At 63.3% G+C, this 26,013-nt stretch carries 23 protein-coding genes; 12 read left to right on the top strand and 11 right to left on the bottom strand.

All coding sequences use genetic code 11. The features are described 5' to 3' along the window. Nucleotides 1-73: 73 nt before the first annotated feature. Nucleotides 74-655, bottom strand: a complete 582-nt coding sequence (locus tag BMW89_RS07920) for a TetR/AcrR family transcriptional regulator (RefSeq protein ID WP_092024340.1) — start codon at nt 653-655, stop codon at nt 74-76. A 207-nt stretch (nt 656-862) separates the two neighbouring features. Between BMW89_RS07920 and BMW89_RS07915 the strand changes: the two genes are divergently transcribed. The 3 genes from BMW89_RS07915 to ppc all read left to right on the top strand — a co-directional run bounded on the left by BMW89_RS07915 (nt 863) and on the right by ppc (nt 6,244). Next, on the top strand, nt 863-1,894 hold the full coding sequence (locus tag BMW89_RS07915) for an alpha/beta fold hydrolase (protein WP_244547548.1): 1,032 nt from the start codon (nt 863-865) through the stop codon (nt 1,892-1,894). Nucleotides 1,895-2,070: 176 nt separating this feature from the next. Continuing rightward, nucleotides 2,071-2,349 (top strand): hypothetical protein, encoded by a 279-nt coding sequence (locus tag BMW89_RS37265; protein WP_143062726.1) that lies wholly within the window; start codon nt 2,071-2,073, stop codon nt 2,347-2,349. A 1,096-nt stretch (nt 2,350-3,445) separates the two neighbouring features. Next, the gene (ppc, locus tag BMW89_RS07900) at nt 3,446-6,244 is read left to right on the top strand and encodes a phosphoenolpyruvate carboxylase (RefSeq protein ID WP_092024338.1); all 2,799 of its coding nucleotides are present in this window, start codon (nt 3,446-3,448) and stop codon (nt 6,242-6,244) included. Between the two features lie 70 nt (nt 6,245-6,314). Here ppc and BMW89_RS07895 read toward each other — a convergent pair whose 3' ends face one another. The 4 genes from BMW89_RS07895 to BMW89_RS07880 form a co-directional block, all read right to left on the bottom strand. Beyond that, nucleotides 6,315-7,427: an SMP-30/gluconolactonase/LRE family protein gene (locus BMW89_RS07895; protein WP_092024337.1), complete on the bottom strand. Its 1,113-nt coding sequence runs from the start codon at nt 7,425-7,427 to the stop codon at nt 6,315-6,317. A gap of 129 nt (nt 7,428-7,556) precedes the next feature. Beyond that, entirely contained in the window at nt 7,557-8,471 is a 915-nt protein-coding gene (locus BMW89_RS07890; RefSeq protein ID WP_092024336.1) for an SDR family oxidoreductase, read from the bottom strand. Between the two features lie 7 nt (nt 8,472-8,478). Further along, nucleotides 8,479-9,618: a thiolase C-terminal domain-containing protein gene (locus BMW89_RS07885; RefSeq protein WP_092024335.1), complete on the bottom strand. Its 1,140-nt coding sequence runs from the start codon at nt 9,616-9,618 to the stop codon at nt 8,479-8,481. 3 nt (nt 9,619-9,621) lie between these two features. After that, the gene (locus tag BMW89_RS07880; RefSeq protein WP_092024334.1) at nt 9,622-10,035 is read right to left on the bottom strand and encodes a Zn-ribbon domain-containing OB-fold protein; all 414 of its coding nucleotides are present in this window, start codon (nt 10,033-10,035) and stop codon (nt 9,622-9,624) included. Between the two features lie 189 nt (nt 10,036-10,224). Between BMW89_RS07880 and BMW89_RS07875 the strand changes: the two genes are divergently transcribed. The 4 genes from BMW89_RS07875 (at nt 10,225) to alkB (ending at nt 13,821) form a co-directional block, all read left to right on the top strand. Then, nucleotides 10,225-11,574 carry an amidase gene (locus BMW89_RS07875; RefSeq protein WP_092024333.1) on the top strand — a complete coding sequence of 450 codons (1,350 nt, stop codon included), beginning with the start codon at nt 10,225-10,227 and terminating at the stop codon, nt 11,572-11,574. Continuing rightward, nucleotides 11,567-12,253 carry a DUF2848 domain-containing protein gene (locus BMW89_RS07870; RefSeq protein ID WP_092024332.1) on the top strand — a complete coding sequence of 229 codons (687 nt, stop codon included), beginning with the start codon at nt 11,567-11,569 and terminating at the stop codon, nt 12,251-12,253. The genes BMW89_RS07875 and BMW89_RS07870 overlap by 8 nt, the downstream gene beginning before the upstream one ends. Nucleotides 12,254-12,411: 158 nt before the next feature. Beyond that, nucleotides 12,412-13,158 (top strand): 2OG-Fe(II) oxygenase, encoded by a 747-nt coding sequence (locus BMW89_RS07865; RefSeq protein WP_092024331.1) that lies wholly within the window; start codon nt 12,412-12,414, stop codon nt 13,156-13,158. Nucleotides 13,159-13,167: 9 nt separating this feature from the next. After that, nucleotides 13,168-13,821 carry a DNA oxidative demethylase AlkB gene (alkB, locus tag BMW89_RS07860; RefSeq protein WP_092024330.1) on the top strand — a complete coding sequence of 218 codons (654 nt, stop codon included), beginning with the start codon at nt 13,168-13,170 and terminating at the stop codon, nt 13,819-13,821. A 119-nt stretch (nt 13,822-13,940) separates the two neighbouring features. Here alkB and BMW89_RS07855 read toward each other — a convergent pair whose 3' ends face one another. The 6 genes from BMW89_RS07855 to hpaH are packed head-to-tail and all read right to left on the bottom strand — an operon-like array spanning nt 13,941 to nt 20,242. Next, the gene (locus tag BMW89_RS07855) at nt 13,941-15,566 is read right to left on the bottom strand and encodes a thiamine pyrophosphate-dependent enzyme (RefSeq protein WP_092024329.1); all 1,626 of its coding nucleotides are present in this window, start codon (nt 15,564-15,566) and stop codon (nt 13,941-13,943) included. A gap of 25 nt (nt 15,567-15,591) precedes the next feature. Next, on the bottom strand, nt 15,592-16,461 hold the full coding sequence (locus BMW89_RS07850) for a fumarylacetoacetate hydrolase family protein (RefSeq protein WP_092024328.1): 870 nt from the start codon (nt 16,459-16,461) through the stop codon (nt 15,592-15,594). 3 nt (nt 16,462-16,464) lie between these two features. Beyond that, nucleotides 16,465-17,448 carry a 3,4-dihydroxyphenylacetate 2,3-dioxygenase gene (hpaD, locus tag BMW89_RS07845; RefSeq protein WP_092024327.1) on the bottom strand — a complete coding sequence of 328 codons (984 nt, stop codon included), beginning with the start codon at nt 17,446-17,448 and terminating at the stop codon, nt 16,465-16,467. A 26-nt stretch (nt 17,449-17,474) separates the two neighbouring features. Beyond that, a complete protein-coding gene (gene hpaE / locus BMW89_RS07840) occupies nt 17,475-19,013 on the bottom strand; it encodes a 5-carboxymethyl-2-hydroxymuconate semialdehyde dehydrogenase (protein WP_092024326.1) in 1,539 nt (512 codons plus the stop codon). Continuing rightward, nucleotides 19,006-19,404 carry a 5-carboxymethyl-2-hydroxymuconate Delta-isomerase gene (locus tag BMW89_RS07835; RefSeq protein ID WP_092024325.1) on the bottom strand — a complete coding sequence of 133 codons (399 nt, stop codon included), beginning with the start codon at nt 19,402-19,404 and terminating at the stop codon, nt 19,006-19,008. Before BMW89_RS07835 ends, hpaE begins: the two co-directional genes overlap by 8 nt. 31 nt (nt 19,405-19,435) lie before the next feature. Continuing rightward, nucleotides 19,436-20,242, bottom strand: coding sequence for a 2-oxo-hept-4-ene-1,7-dioate hydratase (gene hpaH, locus BMW89_RS07830; RefSeq protein WP_092024324.1), 807 nt, complete (start codon nt 20,240-20,242; stop codon nt 19,436-19,438). A 115-nt stretch (nt 20,243-20,357) separates the two neighbouring features. Between hpaH and hpaR the strand changes: the two genes are divergently transcribed. From hpaR to BMW89_RS07805, 5 genes are all read left to right on the top strand, one after another. Next, the gene (gene hpaR / locus BMW89_RS07825) at nt 20,358-20,876 is read left to right on the top strand and encodes a homoprotocatechuate degradation operon regulator HpaR (protein ID WP_092024323.1); all 519 of its coding nucleotides are present in this window, start codon (nt 20,358-20,360) and stop codon (nt 20,874-20,876) included. 284 nt (nt 20,877-21,160) lie between these two features. Then, nucleotides 21,161-22,306, top strand: a complete 1,146-nt coding sequence (locus tag BMW89_RS07820; protein ID WP_092024322.1) for an ABC transporter substrate-binding protein — start codon at nt 21,161-21,163, stop codon at nt 22,304-22,306. 83 nt (nt 22,307-22,389) lie between these two features. Next, nucleotides 22,390-23,262, top strand: coding sequence for a branched-chain amino acid ABC transporter permease (locus BMW89_RS07815; protein WP_092024321.1), 873 nt, complete (start codon nt 22,390-22,392; stop codon nt 23,260-23,262). Next, on the top strand, nt 23,259-25,037 hold the full coding sequence (locus BMW89_RS07810) for a branched-chain amino acid ABC transporter ATP-binding protein/permease (protein ID WP_092024320.1): 1,779 nt from the start codon (nt 23,259-23,261) through the stop codon (nt 25,035-25,037). The genes BMW89_RS07815 and BMW89_RS07810 overlap by 4 nt, the downstream gene beginning before the upstream one ends. Further along, on the top strand, nt 25,037-25,765 hold the full coding sequence (locus BMW89_RS07805) for an ABC transporter ATP-binding protein (protein WP_092024711.1): 729 nt from the start codon (nt 25,037-25,039) through the stop codon (nt 25,763-25,765). The genes BMW89_RS07810 and BMW89_RS07805 overlap by 1 nt, the downstream gene beginning before the upstream one ends. Nucleotides 25,766-26,013: the final 248 nt, after the last annotated feature.

Below are 26,013 nucleotides of genomic sequence, written 5' to 3'. Positions count from 1 at the left end.
AGACCTTCCGCCGATGATGATGCACGATGGGTTTCGCAAGGGCTCAACCCACCCTAGGCGTACTGAACCTGGATCACCCTTTGGGGGCAGCCCAGCCCCGGACACTGACATCCGCCAGAGCCTGAAATATCGCCGGCGTGCGTTCCAGGCGGGCGATCGTTCGCGCGCCTTCGACGGCCGCGACCAACGCCGCTGCGGTCGAGGATGCGCGCGCGGACGCGAAACCGCACTCTCTAAAATGCTCCGCAACAATCTCGGTCGAATCGATAAATCCGCGCGCGACCCGCTTGGTCAGCTCAGCGTCGAGCGCGGGCAGCTCATTCGCCAGATTTTGCATGAGACATCCATACTGGAAATCAGAGGCAACCATTTCGGCCGCGAATGCTGCAAAGATCTGATGGACGAACTTCAGAGCGTGGCCTGCCGTGTTCGCCGAGATCTCCCGCAATAGAGAGATTCTGCTCGCGACGTAGTGATCGATTGCTTCTTCCGCGAGCTGTGCCTTGCCGCGCGGAAAGTGAAAATAGAACGATCCTTTCGGAGCACCGCTTTCATCGATGATCTGGGTCAAGCCGGTCGCAGTATAGCCTTGGATGCGAAACAGTCGCACGGCGGTAGCAATCGCGCGGGCGCGCGCATCGGTCTTGCGGGGCATCCTGCAAACCTAACACGCTTCGCTTGACAGTTCTATGGCGACCGCCATAATATGGTGATCGCCATAGAATGTGGGTCCCCACGTGCCAGCCGAAACCCAAAAATTGCGTGACACGGCACTATCGACCCCAGGTTGTTGCAGGAAAAATTCAAATGAATTCGAGCGATTTCGATTTCGTCACATGTTCTGGCGAAAGGGACCTCTGAGATGGCCCTGAGAACCTGCTCGATGGTGCTTTCAGGAGCCGTCATGTTAAGTACGATGTTCACTCAACTCGCCAGCGGGGCGACTTCAGACGATGCCGTCTGGCACAATAAAGTCCCGGCCGCTCTGAGCGAGCCTGCCGTCGATATCGACAAGCATCCGAACCTTCTCCACAAATATGCGGACAACGCCGGGACGAAGATCCACTACGTCACCATGGGATCCGACAAGAAACCGCTGATGGTGTTCGTGCACGGATTTCCGGACTTCTGGTATTCCTGGCGAAATCAGATCCAGGTATTTTCGGCAGATTATCAGGTGGTCGCTCTTGATCTGCGCGGATACGATCTGAGCGATCGGCCGGACGGTGTCGAGAACTACAAGACTCCGGTTCTGCTCCGTGACATCCGCGCCGTGATCGACGCAGAGAGAAAGGGTCGAAAGGCCATCCTGATCGGGCACGACTGGGGCGCCGCTCTGTCCTGGCTATTCACCGGACAAAATCCGGACCTGATCGAGAGACTTGTCGTCCTCAGCGTTCCTCATCCCGGCGCCATCACGAAGGAATTGCTCCCGTGGAACCATCCCGTCGCGCAGTCGAGGGCCAGCGCGTACGCAACAAAGTTCCTCGCCAAAGGCAAAGGCGACACCCTGACTGCGGAAGATTTGGCATACTGGGTTGTCGAACCCAGGGCTAAAAGCCGCTACATTGAGGCTTTCTCGAAATCGTCGATCCTGGCCATGATGAATTACTACAAGGCCAACTACAATCTATCCCAGTTTGCGCTCAACCTGTTCGATCCGATGATGAAGGCAATCTACGGCGCCACGATCAACTGCCCGGTCCTGCATGTGCACGGAATCGAGGAGAGCCATGCTTTGTTGAGCACGCTCGATCTGGAAAAATCATGGATGAAAAATCCGGGCGATCTCACGATCAAAATCGTTCCTGGAGTAGGCCACTTCATTCAGCATGAGGTGCCCGACTATCTCAACCAGACGATTTCCTCCTGGTTGAAAGATTCAGGAAACTGAGTCCTGCGATGATGGATGATCAATGGCTGCTTCTGGCCCGGAGCAGTCGTCAAGCGCGATGTCAATTGCCGGCATTCGACTTTTGCGCCGGAGTCGGCATGGCGGCAATGACCAAGGTCCGTTCGGTTTTCGTAAGGTTGAACCACCTGCCTCGTGTGAACGACCAAGAGCCAATCATGTTCGACGATCTGATGAACCTCTTGGCTATTCTGTCTGTCGGCTTTCCCGCCGTGCCGTGGTTTTTTGGTGCGCGATGGGGGGCGAGAGGAGTTTGGCTCAGTACAGGATTGGCCGTAGTCATCCTGCTATGTTGTTTTCCAATATTGTTTTCGGTTTCATGCGGTGCCTGTGGGCAGGGCGCGATAGCCATTTTTGTGCTGGGCCCGATCTGGATTGCTTCGGCATTGCTGACGGTCACTTCGGCGGCGGTCGCTCACTACAAATTCGCGCGCTGATTTCCGCACCGCGGGGGTACGATACCGCCCACGCTGGGCATCGCAGATGAAGCTCGTAGGATGGGTAGAGCGCCAGCGAAACCCATTAATCCGCTAGCCGCTGTCGAAGCGCGATGGGCGTTCGCAAGGGTTCAACCGATCCTTCGGCCGCGGCGCGCTCACCCGCCTCCCGTCCACAATCCCTCGCGTTGCCCGACAGGCAAAATACACCACATGCAGGTCAACGGTGTCGCCACGAATATTCTGATTGACCGAAATCTTATCTTCGGGTAAATCGCATTCCATCCCAGCCCGCCAAAGGGGCGTTTCGCGATCGTCACGATACGTGAGCCGGGATGCGATGGACGCGGCAGCGCCGGCGCGTGACGAGATGGCAGGGCGGGCTATGCCTGTGAGTCATCGCGATCCGCGGGATCGACACGGCGCCGTTACAGCGTTCCTTTTCGGCTTTGGGGGCGAGCACGCGCGAGCCTTCGAATGATCGGGGAGAGACGTCCGCGGACGGCAAAAGCGTGTGGTCCTGACGCCCGGGGTCTGTGCGTCAAGGCTTGCGGTGGTGTGGCGGCCGACCGGCAGACACATCGGTCATCCGCAAGGCGACGGGGGCAATAGTGCATCGCTCCCCGGGGAGAGCGCGCCATAAGCCGTAAAACCATTGCGCAGGGAAGGCCGGGCGACCGGCATCACCTGTGGTCACCCCGCGTGCGTTTCTCGTATGCGGACCTCGGGTGCCAGCCGGCGCCCGGCCTTCCCTGCGCCCTTTCTTCTTGATGAGGGCGAAACCGACAGCAAAACTCGGGCGAAACCGGCCGCGAGAAGGCGAAGGCATGTTTAACGCCAAGACCTCCATTCTCGTGCCCCGGACGCAGCGCAGCGCGCCGCGACTTGGCGGCGTGGTGCGCTGCTGAGCCGGGGCCCATATCTTCTGCCGCGCTGGGTCCCGGCTCTGCGCAGCAACGCTGAAGGGCGTTGCAGCGCGTCCGGGACACGAGCGGGTGCCCGTCGTGTGCGCCGCCCCCAACTTCATCTTGCGCTGCGGCAAAAAACTTGCACACTCGCTGAGCCGGGCAGCGAGCTCGAACCAGGGAGCGAGCCGATGTCCCTCCAGACCGTACCATCCGACGCCGCCGATCAACGCTCCAACCGCCCTGAGGACGTTCAGGCACTGGAAGCGGACACGCGGCTGCGCGACGACATCCGCCTGCTCGGGCGCATCCTGGGCGACACGGTGCGCGACCAGGAGGGGCCCGAATTGTTCGACCTGGTCGAGCGCATCAGGCAGACCTCGATCCGGTTCCACCGCGACGAGGACCGGCTCGCCCGCCGCGAGCTCGAGCAGATCCTCGACAGCATGTCGACCTCCGAGACGGTGCGGATTGTCCGTGCCTTCAGCTATTTCTCCCACCTCGCCAACATCGCCGAGGATCAGAACAACATCCGCCAGATGCGCGCCCGTACCGCAACAAAGAGCGGCGGCTCCGGCGTGCTCGCGGAAACGCTGGCCCACGCCAAGGCCGCGGGTATCGGCGCGGATGCGCTGCGCAATTTCTTCAAGAGCGCGCTGGTCAGCCCCGTGCTGACCGCGCACCCGACCGAGGTCCGCCGCAAGAGCACCATGGACCGCGAGATGGAGGTCGCAAGCCTGCTCGATCGCCGCGAGCGGGTCGCGCTGACCGAAGACGAAGTTGCCGCCAGCGACGAGCAGCTCCGCCGGGAGGTGCTGACGCTGTGGCAGACCAATCTGTTGCGCCGAACCAAGCTCACCGTGCTCGACGAGGTCGCGAACGGCCTGTCGTTCTACGACTACACCTTCCTGCGCGAGGTGCCGCGGCTGGTCAACACGCTGGAAGACCGGCTGGAGGACGGCGGCGAGGCCGCCGCCAGCGAGCTTGCCTCGTTCCTGCGCATGGGCAGCTGGATCGGCGGCGATCGCGACGGCAATCCCTTCGTCACCGCCGACGTCATGCGCGGCACGCTGCGGCTGCAGTCGAGCCGGGTGATGCAGTTCTACCTGAACGAGCTGCACGTGCTCGGCTCGGAGCTATCAATCGCGGCACATCTCGCCGATATCTCCGAGGAGCTGCGCACGCTGGCGGAGCGCTCGCCGGACACCTCGCCGCACCGGAGCGGCGAGCCTTATCGTCTCGCGGTCTCCGGCATCTATGCGCGCCTGTCCGCAACGGCCGAAATGCTTCAGGTCGAGATCACGCGGCGTCCGGTCGGCAAGGGCGCGCCGTACGAAAGCGTCAAGGAGCTCAAGGCCGATCTCGACGTGCTGCACCGTTCCTTGATCGCGAATAACGCGCGCGTCATCGCGCGCGGCCGGCTGCGGTTGCTGCGACGCGCAGTGGATTGCTTTGGCTTCCACCTGGCGCGGCTCGACATCCGCCAGAACTCGGCCGTGCATGAGCGGACCATCGCCGAACTGATGGACGCTGCGAATCCCGGCATGTCCTATCTCGCGCTCGGCGAGGACGCCCGTATTTCGCTGCTCACCAATGAACTCCGTAGCATCCGCTCGTTGGTGTCGCCATTCGTCAAATACAGCGACGAGACCATGGGCGAGCTCAACGTATTCCACGCCGCGGCGGAAGCCCATGCGAAGTTCGGCTCGGACTCCATTCCCCAGTGCATCATCTCGATGTGCAAGAGCATGTCGGACATGCTCGAAGTGGCCGTGCTCCTGAAGGAAGTCGGTCTCGTCCATCCCTCCGGGCGCAGCGCTATCAACATCGTGCCGCTGTTCGAGACCATCGAGGATTTGCAGGCCTCGAGCGTCATCATGGACCGCATGCTGTCGCTGCACGATTACCGTCGTCTCGTCGACAGCTGTGGTGGCGTGCAGGAGGTCATGCTCGGTTATTCCGACAGCAACAAGGATGGCGGCTTCGTCACTTCGGGCTGGGAGCTGTACAAGGCCGAGATCGGCCTCGTCGACGTGTTCGAGCGGCATCACGTGCGGCTGCGCCTGTTCCACGGCCGCGGCGGCTCGGTCGGTCGCGGCGGCGGCCCGAGCTACGACGCCATCATCGCCCAGCCCGGCGGCGCCGTGAACGGCCAGATCCGTATCACCGAGCAGGGCGAGATCATCTCCTCGAAATATTCCAACGCCGAGGTCGGCCGCAGCAATCTTGAGATCCTGGCCGCCGCGACGCTGGAGGCGAGCCTGCTGCATCCGCGCCAGAGCGCACCACGCGGCGAATATTTGACCGCGATGGACGAGCTGTCGAACCTCGCCTTCAAGGCCTATCGCGGGCTTGTTTACGAGACCGACGGCTTCGTCGATTACTTCTGGGCCTCGACCGTCATCAACGAGATCGCGACGCTGAACATCGGCAGTCGCCCGGCCTCGCGCAAGAAGACCCGCGCGATCGAAGACCTTCGCGCCATTCCCTGGGTGTTCTCCTGGGCGCAATGCCGCCTGATGCTGCCGGGCTGGTACGGCTTCGGCAGCGCAGTCGAGCAGTGGATCGCGGAGCATCCCGACAAGGGCATGCCGTTCCTGAAAGAGCTCTACAAGGAATGGCCGTTCTTCCGCATGCTGCTGTCGAACATGGACATGGTGCTGGCCAAAAGCTCGATCGCGATCGCTTCGCGCTATGCCGAGCTCGTCCCTGACGAGGCGTTGCGTGAAAAGATCTTCGGCCGCATCCGCCGCGAATGGCATTCCTGCATCGAGACGTTGCTGGACATCATGGGGCAGGATCGGCTGCTGCAAGGCAACCCGCTGCTGGAGCGCTCGGTGCGCCACCGTTTCCCCTATCTCGATCCGCTCAACCACGTTCAGGTCGAGCTGCTGAAAGAGCATCGCGCGCAGAACCCGGATGAGCAGGTGCTGCGCGGGATTCAGCTGACGATCAACGGCATCTCGGCGGGCTTGCGGAATACGGGTTGATCGGCGAGTTGCGAATGGCGAGTAGCGAATGGAGTCCACTCGCCATTCGCCACTCACACTTCGCGTCACATCAACAGAAATGCGCCCCCTGCGTCTCCACATAGACCGAATACAGCGACTGGCTCGCGGTCATGAACAGGCGGTTGCGCTTTCGGCCGCCGAAGCAGAGGTTGGCGCAAGTCTCTGGCAACAGGATCTGCCCGATCCGTGCGCCGTCGTTTGGCGCGAACACCTGCACGCCGTCATAGCCCGGTCCAACCCAGCCGGCGCCGACCCAGATATTGCCGTCGACGTCGACCCGCATTCCGTCGGGGAAGCCTGATTTGCCGTCGAGCTTCATGTCGATCAGCCGCTTCGGGTTCGACAGCTTCTGACCGTCGAGGTCGTAAGACCAAACCACGTTCTCCGCCTGCGGATAATGCGTGATCCCGGTGTCGCAAACGTAGACCTTCTTGTAGTCGTGAGAGAAGGCGATGCCGTTCGGCTTGAACGGTTCGTCCGCGACCTTCGTAAGCTGGCCTGACTGCGCATCGAGGCGATAGACAGCTTCCTTCTGATAGGGCTGGAGCGAGCCGGTGTTGGCGAGCTTGCCCTCGTAGATGCTGATCGCGCCATAGCCGGGATCGGTGAACCAGATCGACTTGTCGTTGGGATGGACGACCATGTCGTTCGGGCCGTTGAGCGGCTTGCCGTTCGCTTGCTCCGCCAGCGTCGTCACCGAACCGTCGTGTTCGTAGCGGACGAGGCGGGTGCGCTCGGCGGTGATCTGGCGGCCCTCGGTGTCGAACGAATTGCCGTTGGCCTCGTTCGACGGCTTGTGGAACTGCTCGGAGATGTGGCCGTCGTCGTCGAGATAGCGCAGCTGCCGGTTGGCCGGGATGTCGCTCCAGACGAGATATTGCCCCTGCGCATTCCACGCCGGTCCTTCCGCCCACAAGCAGCCGGTGTAGAGCCGCTTGATCGAGGTGTTGCCGACCTTGGCCTTGAAGCGCTTGGGATCGATAGCGATGATGTCAGGATCGGGATAGCGCTGCGGCTCGGCATTGGCGCCGAAGTCGCGGGCGTCCGCGCGCGAGGCGAGCAGGGCGGATGCGGCGACGGTCGCAGCGCCCTTGAGAAGCGTGCGGCGGCCGAGGCCGCCGGTTGCAGTGGTGTCGTCGGAGTTGGTCAGTATTCTTGTCATGGTTTCCTCCCAAGATTGTGTTGGGAGGACACTATTCGCCTGCATTCAGGCTTAAAGCGGGGCGATCTCTGGACAAGACAACCAGAGATCGCAGCGCAGGGATGCCAAAAATGTGGCTAGACGGAATCCTTACACGGGGTCCCAGGGGAAGATGTCGGCGGAGCGGTCGAGCTTGTAGAACGAGCCCTTCAGCGCCGGCATGCCGTGTTCCGCGATTGTCTGCGGCGTCCAGCCCTCGCTGCGATGAACCGAACGCAGCGGACGGTTCTGGCTGAACAGGAACAGCTCGTTCATGCGCGCGCCGAAGATTTGCCCAGAGACCTCCTTGGCGGCATCGGACAGCAGATAGGCGCAGATCGGCGCGATCTTCTCCGGTCCCATCTGCTTGATCTTCTCGACGCGCGCCTTCTCGGCCTCGGTCTCGGTCGGGATGGTGCCGATCATGCGGGTCCAGGCGAACGGCGAGACGCAGTTGGAGCGGACGTTGAAGCGGCCCATGTCGAGCGCGATCGACTTGGAAAGCCCGATGATGCCGAGCTTGGCGGCGGCGTAGTTGGCCTGGCCGAAATTGCCGATCAAGCCCGAGGTCGAGGTGAAGTGCACGAAGGAGCCCGACTCCTGCTCGCGGAAAATGCGCGCCGCGGCGTGCGAGACATAGAACGAGCCCATCAAATGGACCTTGATGACGGCCTCGAACGCTTCCACGCTCATCTTGTGGAAGATCATGTCGCGCAAAATGCCGGCATTGTTGACGACGCCGTCGAGCCGGCCGAAATGATCGGTCGCGGTCTTGACGATCTTGCTGGCGGGGACGGCTTCCGCTACCGACTCGAAGTTCGGAACGGCGATGCCGCCGCGCTTCTTGATCTCCTCGACGACCTCCTCAGCGGGAGACGCGCTCGAACCGGCGCCGTCGGCGGCGCTGCCGGGATCGTTGACGACGACCTTGGCGCCTTCCGCCGCGCAGAGCAGCGCGATCTCGCGCCCGATGCCGCGGCCTGCGCCGGTGACGATGACGACCTTGTCTTGCAGTGATTTTGTCATGTGTGTTCTACCTCTCGTTCGTAAACACGATCGTGCCTGACGCGGCGAACATGCCGCCGACGCCGTGGCACACCGAAATCTTCGCGCCAGCCACCTGCGCCGGCGCGATGCCGCGCATCTGGCGCACGCTCTCCTGGAGCGCGTACATGCCGTACATGCCCGAATGCATATAGCTCAATCCGCCGCCATTGGTGTTGAGCGGCAGTTTTCCGCCCGGCCGCGTGTTGCCGTCGGCGATGAATTGGCCGGTTTCTTCATGCGGCATGAAGCCGAGATCGCCGAGGCCGAACAGTGGCAGATGCGCGAACGCGTCGTAGATCATGAGATGGTCGACGTCCTTGTGGGCGATGCCGGCCTCCTTGAAGGCGAGGGGGCCAGCGGTCTTGAACGCGCGCGAGGAGTTAAAAGTCTCCATCTGGCTGACCATCGGCGTTTCCACGCTCTCGCCTGTGCCCATGATGTAGACCGGTTTGCGCGGAAAATCCTTGGCGCGGTCGGCCGAGGTCAGGATCAGTGCGCCGCCGCCGTCGGTGACGAGGCAGCATTGCAGCAGGCGGAACGGATAGGCGATCATGCGCGAATTGAGGACGTCGGCGACCGTGATCGGGTCCTTCATCATCGCGCGCGGGTTTTTGGCCGCCCATTCGCGCTGGACGACCGCAACCGAAGCCAGTTGCTCGTGGGTGATGCCGTAGGTCTTCATGAAGCGCAGCACGGGGATCGGGAACATGCTGGGCGGGCCGTAGACGCCGAACGGCGCCTCGAACTGGCCGTTGAGGCTGTCCGGCGCTGTCGAGCGCGGCGCCTTGCCGATCATCGACTTGCCGCTCTCGGCATGCGTGATCAGAACGGTTTTGCACAGGCCGGCCTCGATCGCAGCGGCGGCATGGCGGACGTGCAGCATGAATGAGCAGCCGCCGACCGAGGTGCCGTCCACCCAGGTAGGCCTAATGCCGAGATAGTGGCAGACCTGCTGCGGCGTTTCGACCGCGGTGGCAAAACCGTCGATGTCGGACAGCTTCAGCCCGGCATCGGCGATGGCGTTGAGCGCCGCATCCGCATGAAGCTGAAGCTGCGACACGTTGGGGATGACACCGAGCTCGGTGGTCTCGGCCGCGCCGACGACGGCAACCTGGTTCTTGCGCATGGTCTACCCCTTCGCCGGACGGAAGACGGGGAGGGTGATCTTGTCGTCGAGCGCCTCGAAGGCGACTTCGAGCTTCATGTCGAGCTCGAGCGCTTCCGGGGTCTGCGGGCAGTCGATGATGTTGCTCATCATCCGCGGCCCCTCGGCAAGCTCGACCACGGCGATTGCGTAAGGCGGCGTGAAGCCGGGCGCGGCCGGACGGTGGTTGATCACGTAGCTGTAGAGGAAACCCTTGCCGCTCGCCTTGAAGATGCTGACCTTGCGCGAGGCGCAGGACGGGCAGAACGGGCGCGGCGGGAAATAGACATGCGCGCAGGCGTCGCAGCGCTGCAGGCGCAATTCGCCCGCTTTGGCGCCGTCCCAGAAATGCTGGGTTTCCGGCGTCGGTTTCGGTCGCGCGCGCTGCGGTTCGGCCATCTGGCTGGTCCTCCCGGGAAATATTTCAAAGGCACAGGCCTTACGCCCGCCTGTTTCGATCTTGATGCGACAATCGACCATGCCGCGTCAACGGTCCAGCAATGCGCATGCATGCCATCATGCGCACAATGCTTGTGTCGAACTGAGCCGGCGCTATAGATTGCGCGCGCAATATTCCGTGAGACAGACATGCCCGATTTTCCGACACTGGCGAAGCTCGCCGACGACCTCGAAAACGGCCGCACCACCTCCCGAAAACTGGTCGAGGCGTGCATCGCCAAAATCGCCGACTCGGCAGGCGAGGGCCAGCGCGCCTTCATCCATGTCGACAAGGACGCCGCGCTCGCGGCTGCCGACGCGATGGATGGCCTGCGCAAGGCCAAGGCGGCACCGTCGCGCTATGCCGGTATCCCGGTCTCGATCAAGGATCTGTTCGACATCAAGGGCCAGGTGACGCGCGCCGGCTCCCGCGCACTCGACGATTCCCCGCCGGCCGAGCAGGATGCCGCAACCGTGGCGCGGCTGCGCAAGGCCGGCTTTGTCGTGATCGGCCGCACCAACATGACCGAGTTCGCCTATTCCGGCATCGGCATCAATCCGCATTACGGCACACCGAAGGGCGCCTGGAACCGGGCCGAGGGTCACGTGCCCGGCGGCTCGTCCTCGGGCGCCGCGGTGTCCGTGCTCGACGGCATGGCGCATGGCGCGCTCGGCACCGACACCGGCGGCTCCTGCCGGATTCCGGCGGCCTATAACGGCATCGTCGGCTACAAGCCGACGCAGCAGCGCGTGCCGCTCGATGGCGCGGTGCCGCTGTCGTTCTCGCTCGACAGCATCGGCCCGCTGGCGCGATCGGTCAGCTGCTGTGCCATTCTCGATGCGGTGCTGGCAAACGAGCCGATCGTTCCGCTGAGGCCGCGCCCGGTGAAGGGCATGCGGCTCGCGGTGCCGACCACGATCGCGCTCGATGATCTCGACGCAGACGTCGCCGAAACCTTTGAGCGCGCGCTGAAGTCGCTCGCTGATCACGGTGCCATCATCGAGCGCATCGAGATGGCCGAATTCCACGACATCGGCCCGATGAACGCCAAGGGCGGCTTCGCCGCGTCCGAAAGCTATGCCTGGCATCGCTATCTCATCACGTCCAAGGGCGACGTCTACGACCCCCGCGTTTCCGTCCGCATCCTGCGCGGCGAGGCGCAGAGCGCGGCCGACTATATCGACCTCCTCAACGAGCGCCGCTCGCTGATCGCCCGCGTCAATGCACGCCTTGCGCCCTATGACGCGCTGGTGCTGCCGACCACCGCCAACACGCCGCCGAAGATTTCCGATCTCGCCGACGACAAGGCGTTCACCAAAGAAAACCTGCGCGCACTGCGCAATTGCACACTGATCAACATGATCGACGGCTGTGCTATCTCGATCCCTGCGCATCGGGAGGGCGAAATCCCCGTCGGCCTGATGCTTGCAGGGGCGGGCGGCTCGGATCGCCGTATCTTTGAACTTGCTGCCGGCATGGAGGCCGTAATTCGTGTTTGACCTGACTTTCACCGTTGACGCCCAGGACACCACCACGCCGCTGACATTGGCGATCGACCAGATGGTCATCGCCGGCTGGACCGGCCGCGACCCCGTCGCGCGCGACAAGCATATCGCCGAGCTGCAGGAGATGGGCATCGCCCCGCCAGCCTCGACGCCGATCTACTATCGCGGCGCGGCGCGGCGGCTGACGCAGGAAGACAGCATTGAGTGCACCGGCAGCGATTCCTCCGGCGAAGTCGAGTTCGTGCTGATCGGCTGGCAGGGCCGCATCTTCGTCGGCTGCGGCTCCGACCATACCGACCGCAAGGTCGAGGCCTACAATGTCACCGTGTCCAAGCAGATGTGCGACAAGCCGATTGCCTCGACGCTGTGGGAGCTGGAGGACGTCATCGGCCACTGGGACAAGATGATCTTGCGCTCCTGGGCCACGATCAAGGGCGAGCGCGTGCTCTACCAGGAGGGCACGCTGGACGCGATGCTGCCCGTCGCCGACCTCATCAAGCGCGGCTTCGATGGCAACAAGTTCCCCGACGGCTGCGCCATGTTCGGCGGCACTTTTGCGGCCAAGGGCGGCATCCGCCCCGCCGACCGTTTCGAGTTCGAGCTCGAAGATCCCGTTCTGAAGCGCACGATCAAGCACGGCTACGACGTGGCGACGCTGCCGGTGCGGGGCTAATCTCTCTCCGCCGTCATTGCGAGGAGCTCTTGCGACGAAGCAATCCAGAATCTCTCCGCGGAAAGATCCTGGATTGCTTCGCTGCGCTCGCAATGACGAGGAGATAGTCATCGGAAATCGGGTGGCGGGGTGAACCTCGGACTGCAAAGGTGATTGCTATGACAATGACCGCACGCAAAACACCCCATCAGCTATCCGCTGACCTCGCCGCCCACGTCGATGCCCTCGACTGGCCGCAGATCACCAGTGAACTCGACTCCCAGGGCTGCGCCGTCCTGAAAGGCCTGCTGACGCCGGACCAGTGCCGCGCCGCCGCTGCGCTCTATCCCGACGACACCCACTTCCGCAGCCGCATCGTCATGGGCCGTCACGGCTTCGGCCGCGGCGAGTACAAATATTTTGCCTACCCGCTGCCCGATCTGATCGCGCAGCTTCGCCCGGCGCTCTATGCGCATCTCCAGACCGTCGCCAATCGGTGGAACGAGGCGATGGGCATCGACATCCGCTATCCCGCCGCGCATGCCGCCTTCCTCAAGCGCTGCCACGAGGCGGGCCAAGCACGGCCGACGCCGTTGCTGCTGCAATACGAAGCCGGCGACTTCAATTGCTTGCATCAGGACCTCTACGGCGAGCACGTGTTCCCGCTCCAGGTCGCCATCCTGCTCTCCGAGCCGGGACGCGATTTCACCGGCGGCGAGTTCGTGCTGACCGAGCAGCGCCCGCGGATGCAGTCGCGCGCCGAGGTGGTTCCGCTGGCCCAAGGCGACGCTGTTGCTTTTGCCGTGCATCACCGCCCGGTGCAGGGGACACGCGGCACCTACCGGGTTAATCTGCGCCATGGCGTCAGCCGGATTCGCACCGGCCAGCGCCACACGCTGGGTGTGATCTTTCATGATGCCAAATGAGCGCGACGATTGACGTCTGACTTGTTCGATAGCGTTGCCGAGGCGCAGCCATCGCGCGAAGAAATCGCCGACGGCGCGGTGCTGCTGCGCGGCTTCGTCAAGCCGATCGAGGGCGAGCTGATCGAAGCCGTGCGCGCGATCGTCGCGCAGTCGCCGTTCCGGCGGATGACGACGCCGGGCGGCCATCAGATGTCGGTGGCGATAACCAATTGCGGCGAGCGCGGCTGGATCACCGATCACACCGGCTATCGCTATGACCCCATCGATCCGCGAACCGAGGCGCCATGGCCGGCGATGCCGCCGGTGTTTTGCGATCTCGCTCGCGGTGCAGCTGAGCAAGGCGGTTTTGCGGGCTTCACGCCCGATGCCTGCCTCGTCAATCGCTATGAGCCGGGCACGCGGCTATCGCTGCACCAGGACAAGGACGAGCTCGACTATTCGGCGCCGATTGTCTCGGTCTCGCTCGGCCTGCCCGCGACGTTCCTATTCGGCGGCCTGGCGCGCGCCGACAAGCCGCGGCGTTTTCGGCTGGTCCATGGCGACGTCGTGGTTTGGGGAGGGGCCAGCAGGCTCGCCTATCACGGCGTGGCGCCGCTCGCCGATGGCGAGCACGCACTGCTCGGACGGAAGCGGATCAATCTAACGTTTCGAAAGGTGCGCTGACCTAACTCCTCATCCTGAGGAGCGCGCTATTCGCGCGCGTCTCGAAGGATGAAGGCCGAGATGCTGCAGCCGGGCTCTCATGGTTCGAGACGGCGCTGCGCGCCTCCTCACCATGAGGATCAGGGCTTCGGCGGGTGAATGAACGCCCATGGGCTGACTTCAGAATCCCGCGTCACCTCGACCGAGATCAGATACGGTCCGCCATGCGCGAGCGCCTTTTCCATCGCTGCCTTGAACTGGTCCGGCGCGGTCACGCGCGCAGCCGCCACGCCAAAAGACTCCGCGAGCTTGACGAAATCCGGATTGACCAGATCGGACGCCACCACGCGGCCGTCGAAGCGTTCGCGCTGGTCGCGGCGGACATTGCCATAGGCGTTGTTGTTGAACACCAGCGTCACCACGCCGATGTTGAACTGCACGGCGGTGGCAAGCTCCTGCACGCCGAACATGAAGCCGCCATCGCCGGTGATAGCCACCACCGGCTTGTCAGGATTGGCGACCTTGGCGCCGAGCGCGGTCGGGAAACCCGAGCCGAGCGTGCCCTGGTAGCCTGACGTAATGAAGGTGCGCGGCTCGTAGATCGGAAAACCGTACCAGGAGGCGAAGCCGAACTGCGACAATTCGTCGGTGACGATCGCATTCGCCGGCAGCACCTCGCGCAAAATGTTCAGATACGCCATCTGCGGCTGGATGCGCTGGATCTCCTGCTGTGCCGTCGCTGTCGCCTCGCGGATCGCGGCGCGGCGGCCGGCGGTCTTGCTGTAACCGGCCTTGCTGACGGCAGCAGTGAGATCGGCGGTCGCCGTCCTGGCATCGGCAACGATCGCGGTGTCCGAGATGAAGCGCCGCATCTCGACGGGATCGATGTCGATGCGGATGCTCTTCAGGCCATCGGGGCGAAAGGGCCAGCGCGACATGGTCGGCAGCTCCAGCCGCGAGCCGATGCCGATCATGAGGTCGGTTGTCGGCCAGAGCTTGTAAGCGGCGGCCATGGTGAGCCCGAGCTCATGCGCGTTGGAAACGATGCCGCGGCCGCTGCGGAAGGCGACGACGGGGGCATCGATCATCTCGGCAAGCTCGAGGATTTCGTCGCGCGCCTCGATCGCGCCACTACCGACGAAGATCATCGGCGCCTTGCTGTCCTTAATCAACGCAGCCGCCTGCTTGATCATATCGGGGTCAGGCAGCGGCGCGGGCAGCGGCTCCAGCACCTGTGCGGCACGAGTGTCGGCGCGCTGAGTAAAAATGTCCCAGGGCATTTCGACCGAGGCGGGGCCGCGCCGTCCCGATGTCATCTCCTGGAAAGCGCGCGCGACGGTGGTCGGCGCATTGCCGGGATGTTCGATGCGGTCGGCCCATTTCACATAGGTGCGCAAAGTCGCGAGCTGGTCCGGCATCTCGTGCAGATGGCCGCGGCCCTTGCCCAGGAATTGCGTCGGCACCTGGCCGGTGACGCACAGCACTGGCTCGTTGCAGCCATAGGCGGTGAGGAGTGCCGCGCTGGCATTGAGCACGCCGGGGCCGGGCACCACGCTGAACACGCCGGGCCTGCCACTGGAGCGCGCATAGCCGAACGCCATGTAGCCGCAGGCCTGCTCGTGCCGCGCGCCAATCACCTTGAGCTGGGCCTGGTGGAAGGCGTCGAACAGGCCATAGACCTGCGCGCCGGGCAGGCCGAACACGGTGTCGACACCGTGGGCGACAAGCCCGCTTACGATCGCTTCGCCGCCGGTGAGGGTGGTCATTGCATCATTCCATTCGTGTTGTTGGTCAGGCTTCGTCGACGACGCCGTTGCGCAAGGACCCGATGCCCTCGGCTACGACTTCAATAACGTCGCCTGGCTTTAGATAGCGTGGCGGATCGAACCGCGCACCGGCGCCGGTCGGCGTGCCCGTCACGATGATGTCACCGGGAACGAGCGTCGCAAACGTCGAGATGTAGCTGATGAGATAGCGGAACGGGAACATCAGCCGGCTGGTGCGGTCGTCCTGCCGCAGCTCGCCGTTGACATGCGTGGTCAGGCGAATGTCGGCGATCTGCGCTTCCCTGGTGTAGGGCACGAGCCACGGACCGAGGCTGCCGCTGGAATCAAAGTTCTTGCCTTGCGTCACGTTGAACTTGGCGTGGCGCAGCCAGTCGCGCACCGAGCCTTCGTTGCAGAGCGTCAGCGCAGCGATGTGGTCGAGCGCAGCGCTTTCCGCGATGTGCCGACCTTGCTTGCCGATCACCAGCACGATCTCGCCCTCATAGTCGAGCTGCGCTGATGCACGCGGGCGCTCCAGCGGCGTGTCATGGCCGACGAAGGAGCGGGAAGAGCGCATGAACATGCTCGGATATTTTGGTGCCTCCTGGCCGTCCTTGTACTCGGCGTTACGATCAGGATAGTTGACGCCGATGCAGATGATCTTTTCCGGCGCAGGGATCGGCGGCAGCCAGGTAATGTCGGCGAGCGCATGATCCGGCTTGCGGCCGGCAGCCTCTTCGGCGAAGGCCGCGAGCTTCCCGGCCGCGATCACCTCGCGCAGCGTCGGATAATCCTTGGCGTGGCGCGCGGAGAGATCGACGATGCCGCCCTCCAGGACGGCGCCGTAGCTGATATCACCCTTGATGGAATAGGTGGCGAGGCGAGGGAGCTTCATCGTTCAATCCGCCACCAGCACGTCGGCCACGAACTTCGGCTCACGCACGGCCTGGCCTGAGAAGAGAGAGCCCTGCTCGAACCAGGAGCGCGGGGCAGGCGCGCCCCATAGTGTCTGCCTGCGCGGATCGCGCAGCGACCAGCGCAGCGGCTCGTGGTCGTGATCGCCCGTAAAGTAGTCGCTGGTGTAGAGCTCGAGGCGGTGTCCGTCAGGATCGCGCACATAGAGAAAGAATGCGTTCGAGATGCCGTGGCGTCCGGGGCCACGCTCGATGTTCTTCACAAAACCTTGCGAGGCCATGACGTCGCAGAGATGGATGATGTTCATCGCCGTCGGCGTCCAGTAGGCGAAATGGTGCAGGCGAGGGCCCTTGCCGTTGGTGATGGCAAAATCGTGGACGTTGCCCTTGCGATGCATCCAGGCAGCCGCAATGCGGCCGTTCGGGCCGTCCTCCTCGGCATATTCGGTGAGACGGAAGCCGAGTCGTGCATAGAAATCGACCGTGTCCTGCACCTCGGCTGCAAAGACATTGAAATGATCGAGCCGCTGCGGGTGGCAGCCCCTGTAGAGGTCGTAGCGGCGCAGGAGGTGCGGCCGGCGGTCCATCGACGCATAGAGCTCGATCTGGAAGCCGAAGGGATCGGTGAATTGCAGCGTGCGGCCCTGGAAGGGCTGATCGACGAAGGCGTAGCCGAGGCCGTTCTCGGAGAGAAACTTTGCGGCCTTGTCGAGATCGCCGTCATTGCCGACCTTGAAGCCGAGCCTGTTACAGGCGGGCGCTGCGGTTTTGCGCAGCACCAGCGAGTGATGCTGGTGCTCTTCCGCCGCGCGCAGGTACACGACATTGTCGTCGGCGTCCTCGACATGCAGGCCGATAATCGTCTCGTAGAATTCACGGCTCAACTTCAGATCGGTCACGTCGAGCACGACGTGGCTGGAGCGGATGATGTTGAACGGCGGCTCGAAGATGTGTTGCGGTACGGGCATTGCGTTTCCCCTCGGAGCGACGAGCGTCAGATTCCCAGTTTCTGAATCTTGTGTGTGCCCCGCGCCAGCGAGACGTGCTTGGTTTCCATATAGAAGTCGAACGAGTAATCGCCACCATCGCGGCCGATGCCTGAGGCCTTCATGCCGCCGAACGGCGTCGGCAGATGGCGAACGTTCTCCGAGTTCAGCCAGATCATGCCGGCCTCAAGCGCGTCCGCGACGCGCAAGCCCCGGCCCATGTCGTTGGTCCAGACATAGCCGGTGAGGCCATAGCGGATGTCGTTGGCGATCTCGATCGCCTCCGCCTCGTCCTTGAAGGGCAGCACGGTGAGGAAGGGGCCGAACACCTCCTCCTGCGCCACGCGCATCTTGCCGTTCGCGCCTGTGACCAGCGTCGGCTCGACATAATGTCCGCCGCCTGGGCCGTCATACGTCTTGCCACCGACTGCAATCGTGGCGCCGTCCTGGCGCGCGACGTCGAAATAGGAGCAGACCTTTGCCAGATGCCGTTCGTGGATCAGCGGCCCGATCTCGGTTGAGGGATCGAGGGGATGGCCGACCTTCAGCGCCTTCACGCGCGCGGTCAGCTTCTCGATGAATTTTTCGGCGATGTTTTGCTGGATCAGCAGGCGGCTCGACGAGGTGCAGCGCTCGCCATTGAGCGAGTAGATCATGAACACGACGGCATCGAGCGCGCGGTCGAGATCGGCGTCGTCGAACACGATGACGGGGTTCTTGCCGCCAAGCTCGAAATGCACGCGCTTCAACGTCGGCGCGCCCTGAACCATGATGGCGGAGCCCGTCGAACTTTCGCCAACGAAGCCGATCGCCTTGATCGCGGGATGCTCGGTCAAGGCCTTGCCGGCCTCTTCGCCAAAACCATGGACGGTGTTGAGCACGCCGTCGGGAACGCCGGCTTCCTTGACCAGCCTCGACAAGATCGCCGCTGTGACCGGCGACCATTCCGCCGGCTTGTGCACGACGGTGCAGCCGGCCGCGAGCGCAGGGGCGATCTTCCAGGTCGAGAGCATGAACGGCGTGTTCCACGGCGTGATCACGCCAACGGGGCCGATCGGCACGCGCGTCGAGACGTTCCAATGCTCGTCGCTCGGTGTGTTCTGGCCGTCGCGCGCCTCGGCGCATCTGTCGGCGAAGAAGCGAAAGTTCTCGGCGGCGCGGATCGCGGCCTTGGCCATGAAGCGGTAGGCCTGCCCGGTGTCGATGCATTCGAGCACGGCGATGTCGTCGGCATTGTCTTCGATCGCGTCGGCGACGCGATGCAGCAGCTTCTTTCGCATCGCCGGCCCCATGTCGCGCCAGGGCTTGAAGGCAAGCGCAGCGGCGGTCGCTGCGGCGTCGATATCCTCGGCATTGCCGCGGGCGACGCTCGCAAGCGTTGCGCCGTCGACCGGCGACTTGGTCTCAAACGTTTCGCCGGAGATCGAGGGGACGATCTTGCCGTCGATCATGTGGCCGATGCCGTCCGCGCGCAGCTTCTTCAGCAGCGGTGCGACGCGGTCGCGGTTGGCCTGGTAGACGTCGGCTTTCGGCGTGGGCTTATCCATTTGCGGCCTCCACTTTCAGGGCGTCGTGGATGTTATTGCGCTTCCAGCTGGTGTCCTTGTCGTTGATCTGCATGTCGAACGACAAAGCGAACTTGCTGGCGGCGAAGACGGGATCGAGATGTTTTGAGAGTGCCTGGAAAACGTGCTCGCCGGCCTTCTGGCGCGTGGGAAGGTCGCGGCCCTCGCCGATGCGCAGCAGCATGTCGAGAAAACCGTAGTCGTTTCGCGCGTCGGCAATTGCATAATGCTCGCACCTGATGGCGCGGACGCGGATGCCGCCGAGCGGGAAGATGCCGGTCTCGACCGCCGCCTTGCGCACGATCTCGCACACCAGCGCCATATCGAGACGGCTGTCGAGATTGGCCGAATATTCGATCGTGAAATGCGGCATCGCGTTTTCACTCCCTGTGTCGTCTTGTTACTTAAGCGAAGTAGCAGCTCACGGAGCCGTAGGCGCCATAATCGGCCTGAATTGTGTCGCCCTTGCGGGTCTCGATCGGACGGATGAAGGAGCCGGCGAGCACGATTTGTCCGGGCTCCAGCGCAAGGCCGAGCGGCGCTATCTTGTTGGCAAGCCACGCGACCGCAGTCGCGGGATGATTGAGAACGCCGGCAGCAAGGCCGGTCTCTTCGAGCTGGCCGTTCCGGAAGCAGAGCGCGCCGATCCAGCGCAAATCCGCGTCCAGCGGACGGATCGGTCGTCCCCCGAGCACGATGCCGGCATTCGCGGCATTGTCGGCGATGGTATCGAAAATCTTGCGCGTCGCCTTGGTCTTGGGATCGACGCGCTCGATGCGCGTGTCCAGAATCTCCAGCGCCGGCACCACGAAGTCGGTGGCATTGAGCACGTCGAATAGCGTGCAGTCGGGGCCTGCGAGCCGCTTGCTCATCACGAAGGCGAGCTCGGCCTCGACGCGCGTGGCGATGAAGCGCTCGGTCGGAACCAGTCCGCCGTCGGCAAAGAACATGTCGTCGAGCAGCACGCCGGAATCCGGCTCGCCGATGTTGAGCGCGCTCTGCATCGCCTTCGAGGTCAGACCGATCTTGTGGCCTTTGACGATGCGCCCCTCGGCGATCTTGAGGTCGACCCAGGCCTTCTGAATCGCGTAAGCATCGGCGATGCTGATGTCGGGAAAATCCTGCGAGAGCTGCCGGATCTGCGTGCGGGTCTTCTCCGCCTGGTGCAGACGGCTCGCGCAAGCTTGGATATCGTGATGCGAGAGTGCCATGCGCGTTCACTTAAATTGTGCTGCCGGGGAGATAATTAACATGTTAAGTGAATTCGTCAAACCCAATTCCGGCGTGCTGCAGTGCAAACGTTTTCGGGTTTGAGGACGAGGCGATATGGCGAAGAGACCGGCTGAACCCACCAACGCAGGCGCGCATGCCGCACGGCAGGTGCCGATGCGCGACTTCTCGCGCTCGCTGCCGATGTCACTGTTGCGGGCGCGCGAGGCGGTGATGCGGCAGTTTCGCCCCGCACTGCGTGAACATGGTTTGACCGAGCAGCAATGGCGCATCCTGCGCGCGCTCGCCGCCATCGAGACCATCGAAGTCACGGAACTCGCGCGCACGGCGTTTCTCCTCGGCCCCAGCCTCTCGCGCATCCTGCGCGATCTCGAGGCGCGCAATCTGATCGAGCGCAAGACCGCGAAGGCCGACCAGCGCCGCAGCATGGTCTCGATCTCGAAGGAGGGCGTGAAGCTGATGGCCTCCGTCGCGCCGTCTTCGGAAGCGATCTATGCCGAGATCACCCAACGCTTCGGCGCGCGCAAGCTCGCCGAGTTGCAGGAGATGCTTGGGCAGTTGGAATTGTGTCTTGCTTCCACCGGCGCGAGTGACGATGTTACGGATGAAACGTAACGGCAAATTTGCATGATGGCTTCGCAGTTACGCATGACTATCGTCATTGCTTAACGCGTAAGCACCGCGATCTGCGGGAAAACCCGGCAAAAATAGCTGAGAATAGACCGCCGCCTCAGGTGTTAAACACCGTTGGGCGTGAGCTCTCCGCACTTAGTCGATGATGGCTCAATATCAATTTACTCACACGGCGAGAATTCGTAACTAGCATCCGGCTCTGTATTCAGCGATAGAGCCAAAACAAAGAAGGGCCGACAAGGACGCCCGGCCCCAGGGAGGAATGAATGAGACTGACGAGACGCGACTTCGCGGCCGGAATTGCTGCCGGCATTGCCGCGCCCTACCTCATCAAAAGCGCGCATGCGCAAGGCGCCACCATCAAGATCGGCATGTGCGCGCCCGTCACGGGTCCCGCCGCTGAATCCGGCGGTTACGCCATCAAGGGCGCCAAGCTCGCGCTCGAAGCCGTCAACAAGGCCGGCGGTATTTTGGGAAAGCAGGGCGAGCTGATCGTCGAGGACGACCAGACCACCAATCCCGGCATCGTGCTCGCCTTCTCCAAGCTCGCTTCGCAGCCTGATATCGTCGGCTTCCTCGGTTCGATCCGTTCGACCCAGGTGCACGCGATGGCGCCCGACGTGATCAAGCTCGGCAAGCCCGTGATGATCGGCGGCACCGATCCGAATCTCACGCATATGGGCAATCAATGGCTGTTCCGCTGCCGTCCCAATGACAGCTATTCCGGCCGCGTCATCGCCGAATACGGCGTCACGACGCTCGCCAAGAAAAAGTGGGCCGTGCTGCACTCGACCGATGCATTCGGCACCGCCGGTGGCAAGGCGCTGACTGGCGCGCTCGAAAAGCTCGGCGCGCCGCCGGTGCTCGACCAAGGGTACGCCAACCAGAGTCAGGATTTCACGCCGGTCGTGCTCGCGATCAAGCAGTCCGGTGCCGACATTCTCGGCTCCTACTTCACCTTCGAGAACGACCTCGGCATCTTCGCCCGCCAGCTCCGTCAGCTCGGCGTCAACATTCCCTGGGTCGGCTCGCCCTCGATCGTCAACATCACCGCGCTGAAGCTCGCCGGTCCCGCGCTCTACAATACGTATGGCGTGGCGGATTATGCCGAGGATTCCAGCGAAGGCTCGAAGGCGTTCGGCAAGATCTACCGCGACGCAGTCAAGGTTGCGCCCGATAATCAGAGCTCCTGGACCTTCGACGCCATCAACGTGATGGCGCAGGCCATCAACAAGGCCGGCACGACCGAACCGGCCAAGATCCGCGAAGCCATCCTCGCGATCAGGAAGTTCGCCGGTGCCGAGGGCGAATACAATTTCGACCAGAACGGCGACGGTCTGCACGGCTACAACATCGTGAAGAACGAGAAGGGCAACATCACCTTCGACAAGCACATCGAGTTCAACGACTGACGTTGAAACGACCTCCCCGATGCCGGTCGGGGAGGTCGTGACGTCTTTCGTCGAACCTATCCGACCTCCAACAAAAGCTTGTCATGGATCTCGCCCTACAACTCCTGTTTACCGGCATCGGTATCGGCGCCGTCTACGCGCTGGTCGCGCTCGGCTTCGTGCTGATCTTCCGTGCCACCAATGTGGTGAATTTTGCCCAGGGCGAATTCTCCATGGTCGCGGCCTATCTGATGGTCGTCGCAGTCGAGGCCGGTCTGCCCTATTGGGCGGCCTTCATCGTCGCGCTGCTCGGCATGGCGCTGCTCGGTGTCGTCTTCAATCTCGGCGTCTACTACCCGCTGCGTCACCGCAGCTATCTGCCCGTGATCATCGCCACCATCGGCGCCTCGATCCTGCTCGCCAATTCCGTGCTCGCGATCTACGGTCCGCAGCCGCAGGTGCTTGAAGGCTGGTTTGAAACACCCGGCATCCAGGTCGGCCCGGTCTATCTCGACAGCCAGTATCTCCTGATCATCGGCGTCACGATTTGTCTCGTGATCTTCAATTTCTGGTTCTTCGAGAAGACGCTGCTCGGCAAGAAGCTGCAGGCGACCTCGCAGGACAAGGAGATGGCCTCGCTGCTCGGCATTTCCGTCTCCACGATGATCATGATCACCTTCATCTATTCGGCTGTGCTCGGCGGTCTCGCCGGCATCCTGGTCGCGCCCGTGCTGTTCGTCTCGATCCAGATGGGCTCGACGATCGCACTGAAGGCATTTGCGGCGACCATCATCGGCGGCTTCGGCGATGTCGCCGGCGCCATCATCGGCGGGCTCGCGCTCGGCTTGATCGAGACGTTTGGTGCCGCCTATATCTCGGTGCCCTACAAGGACGGCTTTGCCTTCCTGGTGCTCATCGCCTTCCTGATCTTCCGGCCGCAAGGCATCTTCGGCGAACGCGTGGCGGAAAAGGCATGAGCGCACCCAGCGACAACATGCCGATTCCGGCGCCCATCATCCGTTCGAAACCGCTCGTGGTCCGGCACCTGCCGTACTTCATCGGCGCGGCGATCCTGGTCGTGCTCGCGGCCAACATGAACTTCGACGGCTACGTCCACAACATCCTGCTTCAGGCCACGACGTTCGCGATCGCGGTGTTCGGGCTCTCGGTCGTGCTCGGCCTGTGCGGCCAGATCAATCTGGCGCAGGCCGCGTTCTTCGGGCTCGGCGCCTATGCGGTCGGCATCGGGACGACGGATCTGCAAGTGAGCTTCTGGCTCTGCCTCGTCGGCGGCTGCGTGATCTCGCTGCTCGCGGGCGCCTTGCTCGGAATGTCGACGCTTCGGCTCGGCGGCCATTACCTCGCGATGGTGACGATCTCGTTCCAGCAGATCGTCACGCTGGTGATGATCAACGCGATCTGGCTGACGCATGGTCCTGATGGCGTCTCCAACATCAAACGTCCGGACCTGTTCCAGACGTCGCAGAGCTATCTCGCCTTCTGCGTCGCGATGCTGGCGATCGTCGGCTATATGGTCTGGCATCTCTCCGACACCAAGCTCGGCCGCGCCATGCGCGCGGTGCGCGATAACGAGCTTGCGGCGGGCGTCAACGGCATCGACGTCTTCCGCACCAAGATCTATGCATTTGCGCTCTGCGCGCTGCTCGGCGGTCTTGCGGGCGGATTGTTTGCCGGCGGCTTCGCCTATGTCAGCCCCGATCAGTTCTCGTTCGCGGAATCGATCGTGTTCCTGACCATGTCGCTGCTCGGTGGCGTTGGGTCGCCGGTCGGCTCGGTGATCGGCACGGGTCTCCTGATCTTGATTCCGGAGTGGCTGCGTTTCCTCAAGAGCGTGCCGGGCCTCTATCTCGCGATCTACGGCCTGTTCGTGATCCTGATCATCCGCTTCATGCCCGACGGTATCTGGGGCTTTGTCGCGGATGCGCTCACGCGCTGGCGCGCCAAGATCAAGGCGCCGCCGGCAGTGGCCGCGTTGCAGTTGAAGCCGGCGACGATCGGCGGCGACATTGTGCTGGAAGTCACGGGCTTGTCGAAGCATTTCGGTGGCCTCAAGGCCGTCGACGGCGTCGACATCGCCGTGAAGCGCGGCGGCGTGCATGCGCTGATCGGGCCAAACGGCTCGGGCAAGACCACCACGCTCAACGTGCTCTCGGGCCTGTATGTCGCCACATCAGGCAGAATCGTGCTTGACGGCACCGATATCACCCATATGCCGCCGCATCAGCGCACGGCGTCGGGTCTCGGGCGCACGTTCCAGAACATCCGCCTGTTCCGTTCGATGACGGCGCTGGAAAACGTCGAGATCGGCGCGGAGCGGCCCGGCAACACCATGGTCGGGAAGGGCGATGACGCCTTGACCGAGCGTGCGATGGAGGCGCTGACCTTCGTCGGCCTCGGCAGCCGCGCCAACGAGCTGATCTCGAGCTTCTCCTACGGCCATCAGCGCCTGATCGAGATCGCGCGCGCGCTGGCCTCGAACCCGACGCTGCTGCTGCTCGACGAGCCCGCGGCCGGTCTCAACTCGACCGAGAAGCTCGAGCTGCACGAGCTGCTCAAGCGCATCGCCGCACAGGGGCTCACCATCCTGATCATCGATCACGACATGACGCTGGTCTCGGAAGCGGCCCAGCACATCACCGTGTTGAATTTCGGACGCCGCATCGCGGACGGCGAATCCATGGCCGTGCTGCGTCATCCCGACGTCGTCTCCGCCTATCTCGGGAGCGAATGATGCCGTTGCTCGAAATCCGCAATCTCGTGGTGCGCTACGGCGAGATCGAAGCGCTGCGCGGCGTCACCTGCGCCGTGGAGCAGGGGCAGGTGGTGACGTTGTTGGGCGCCAACGGCGCCGGCAAGTCGACGACGCTGCGTGCGATCTCGGGGCTTGCCAAGCCAACCTCGGGCGAGATCCTGTTCGACGGCAAGTCGATCGCCGGTCTCGGCCCGGAGGCTATCGTCCGCATGGGCATCTCGCACGTGCCGGAAGGCCGCCGCGTTTTTCCGGGCCTGACGGTGAAGGAGAACATCATGCTCGGCGCGTCCAATCGCCGGGCGGCGACCTCGGAGATCTCGCGCGAGGCGGACGCGATGTTCGACCTGTTCCCTGATATCCGCAAGTTCACCAATGCGCTCGGCTGGACGCTGTCCGGTGGACAGTTGCAGATGGTGGCGGTCGCGCGGGGGCTGATGGCCAAGCCGCGGCTATTGCTGCTCGACGAACCCTCGCTCGGCCTCGCGCCTGTCATCGTGCAGGCCGTGTTCAAGATCATTTCCGAGATCCGGCGCAATACCACCGTCCTGCTCGTGGAGCAGAACGCGCGCATGGGCCTGTCGGTGGCCGATTACGGCTACGTGCTGGAGACCGGCCGCATCGTGCTCGGCGGCAAGCCCGACGAGCTCTGGGGCAATGAAGCCATCCGCGCCGCCTATCTCGGCGGCCACGCCAAGGCGAGTGCTTAGCCGGACGGTTCCGTCATCGGGGGCGGATTTCGGGCCGATCGCCTTGAACGGCATCCCCTTGCCGGACGACACTCGGGCGGCGATAGTGGACGCCGCCCGCGAGGCCTGGATCCTGTGGCCAAGCGCATAGGTCTTGCGTCATTGCGAGCGTAGCGCGGCGCCCCGGTTCGCGGTAACAGCGATGGTGTGCTGTCGCGGCGCTCGTCATGGTGACGAAGGTCCAAATAACACGGTCCAACAACAAAGAA

This window comes from Bradyrhizobium sp. OK095 (genome assembly GCF_900109945.1).
Classification (GTDB): domain Bacteria; phylum Pseudomonadota; class Alphaproteobacteria; order Rhizobiales; family Xanthobacteraceae; genus Bradyrhizobium.
This window is presented reverse-complemented; position numbering and strand designations above follow the sequence as displayed.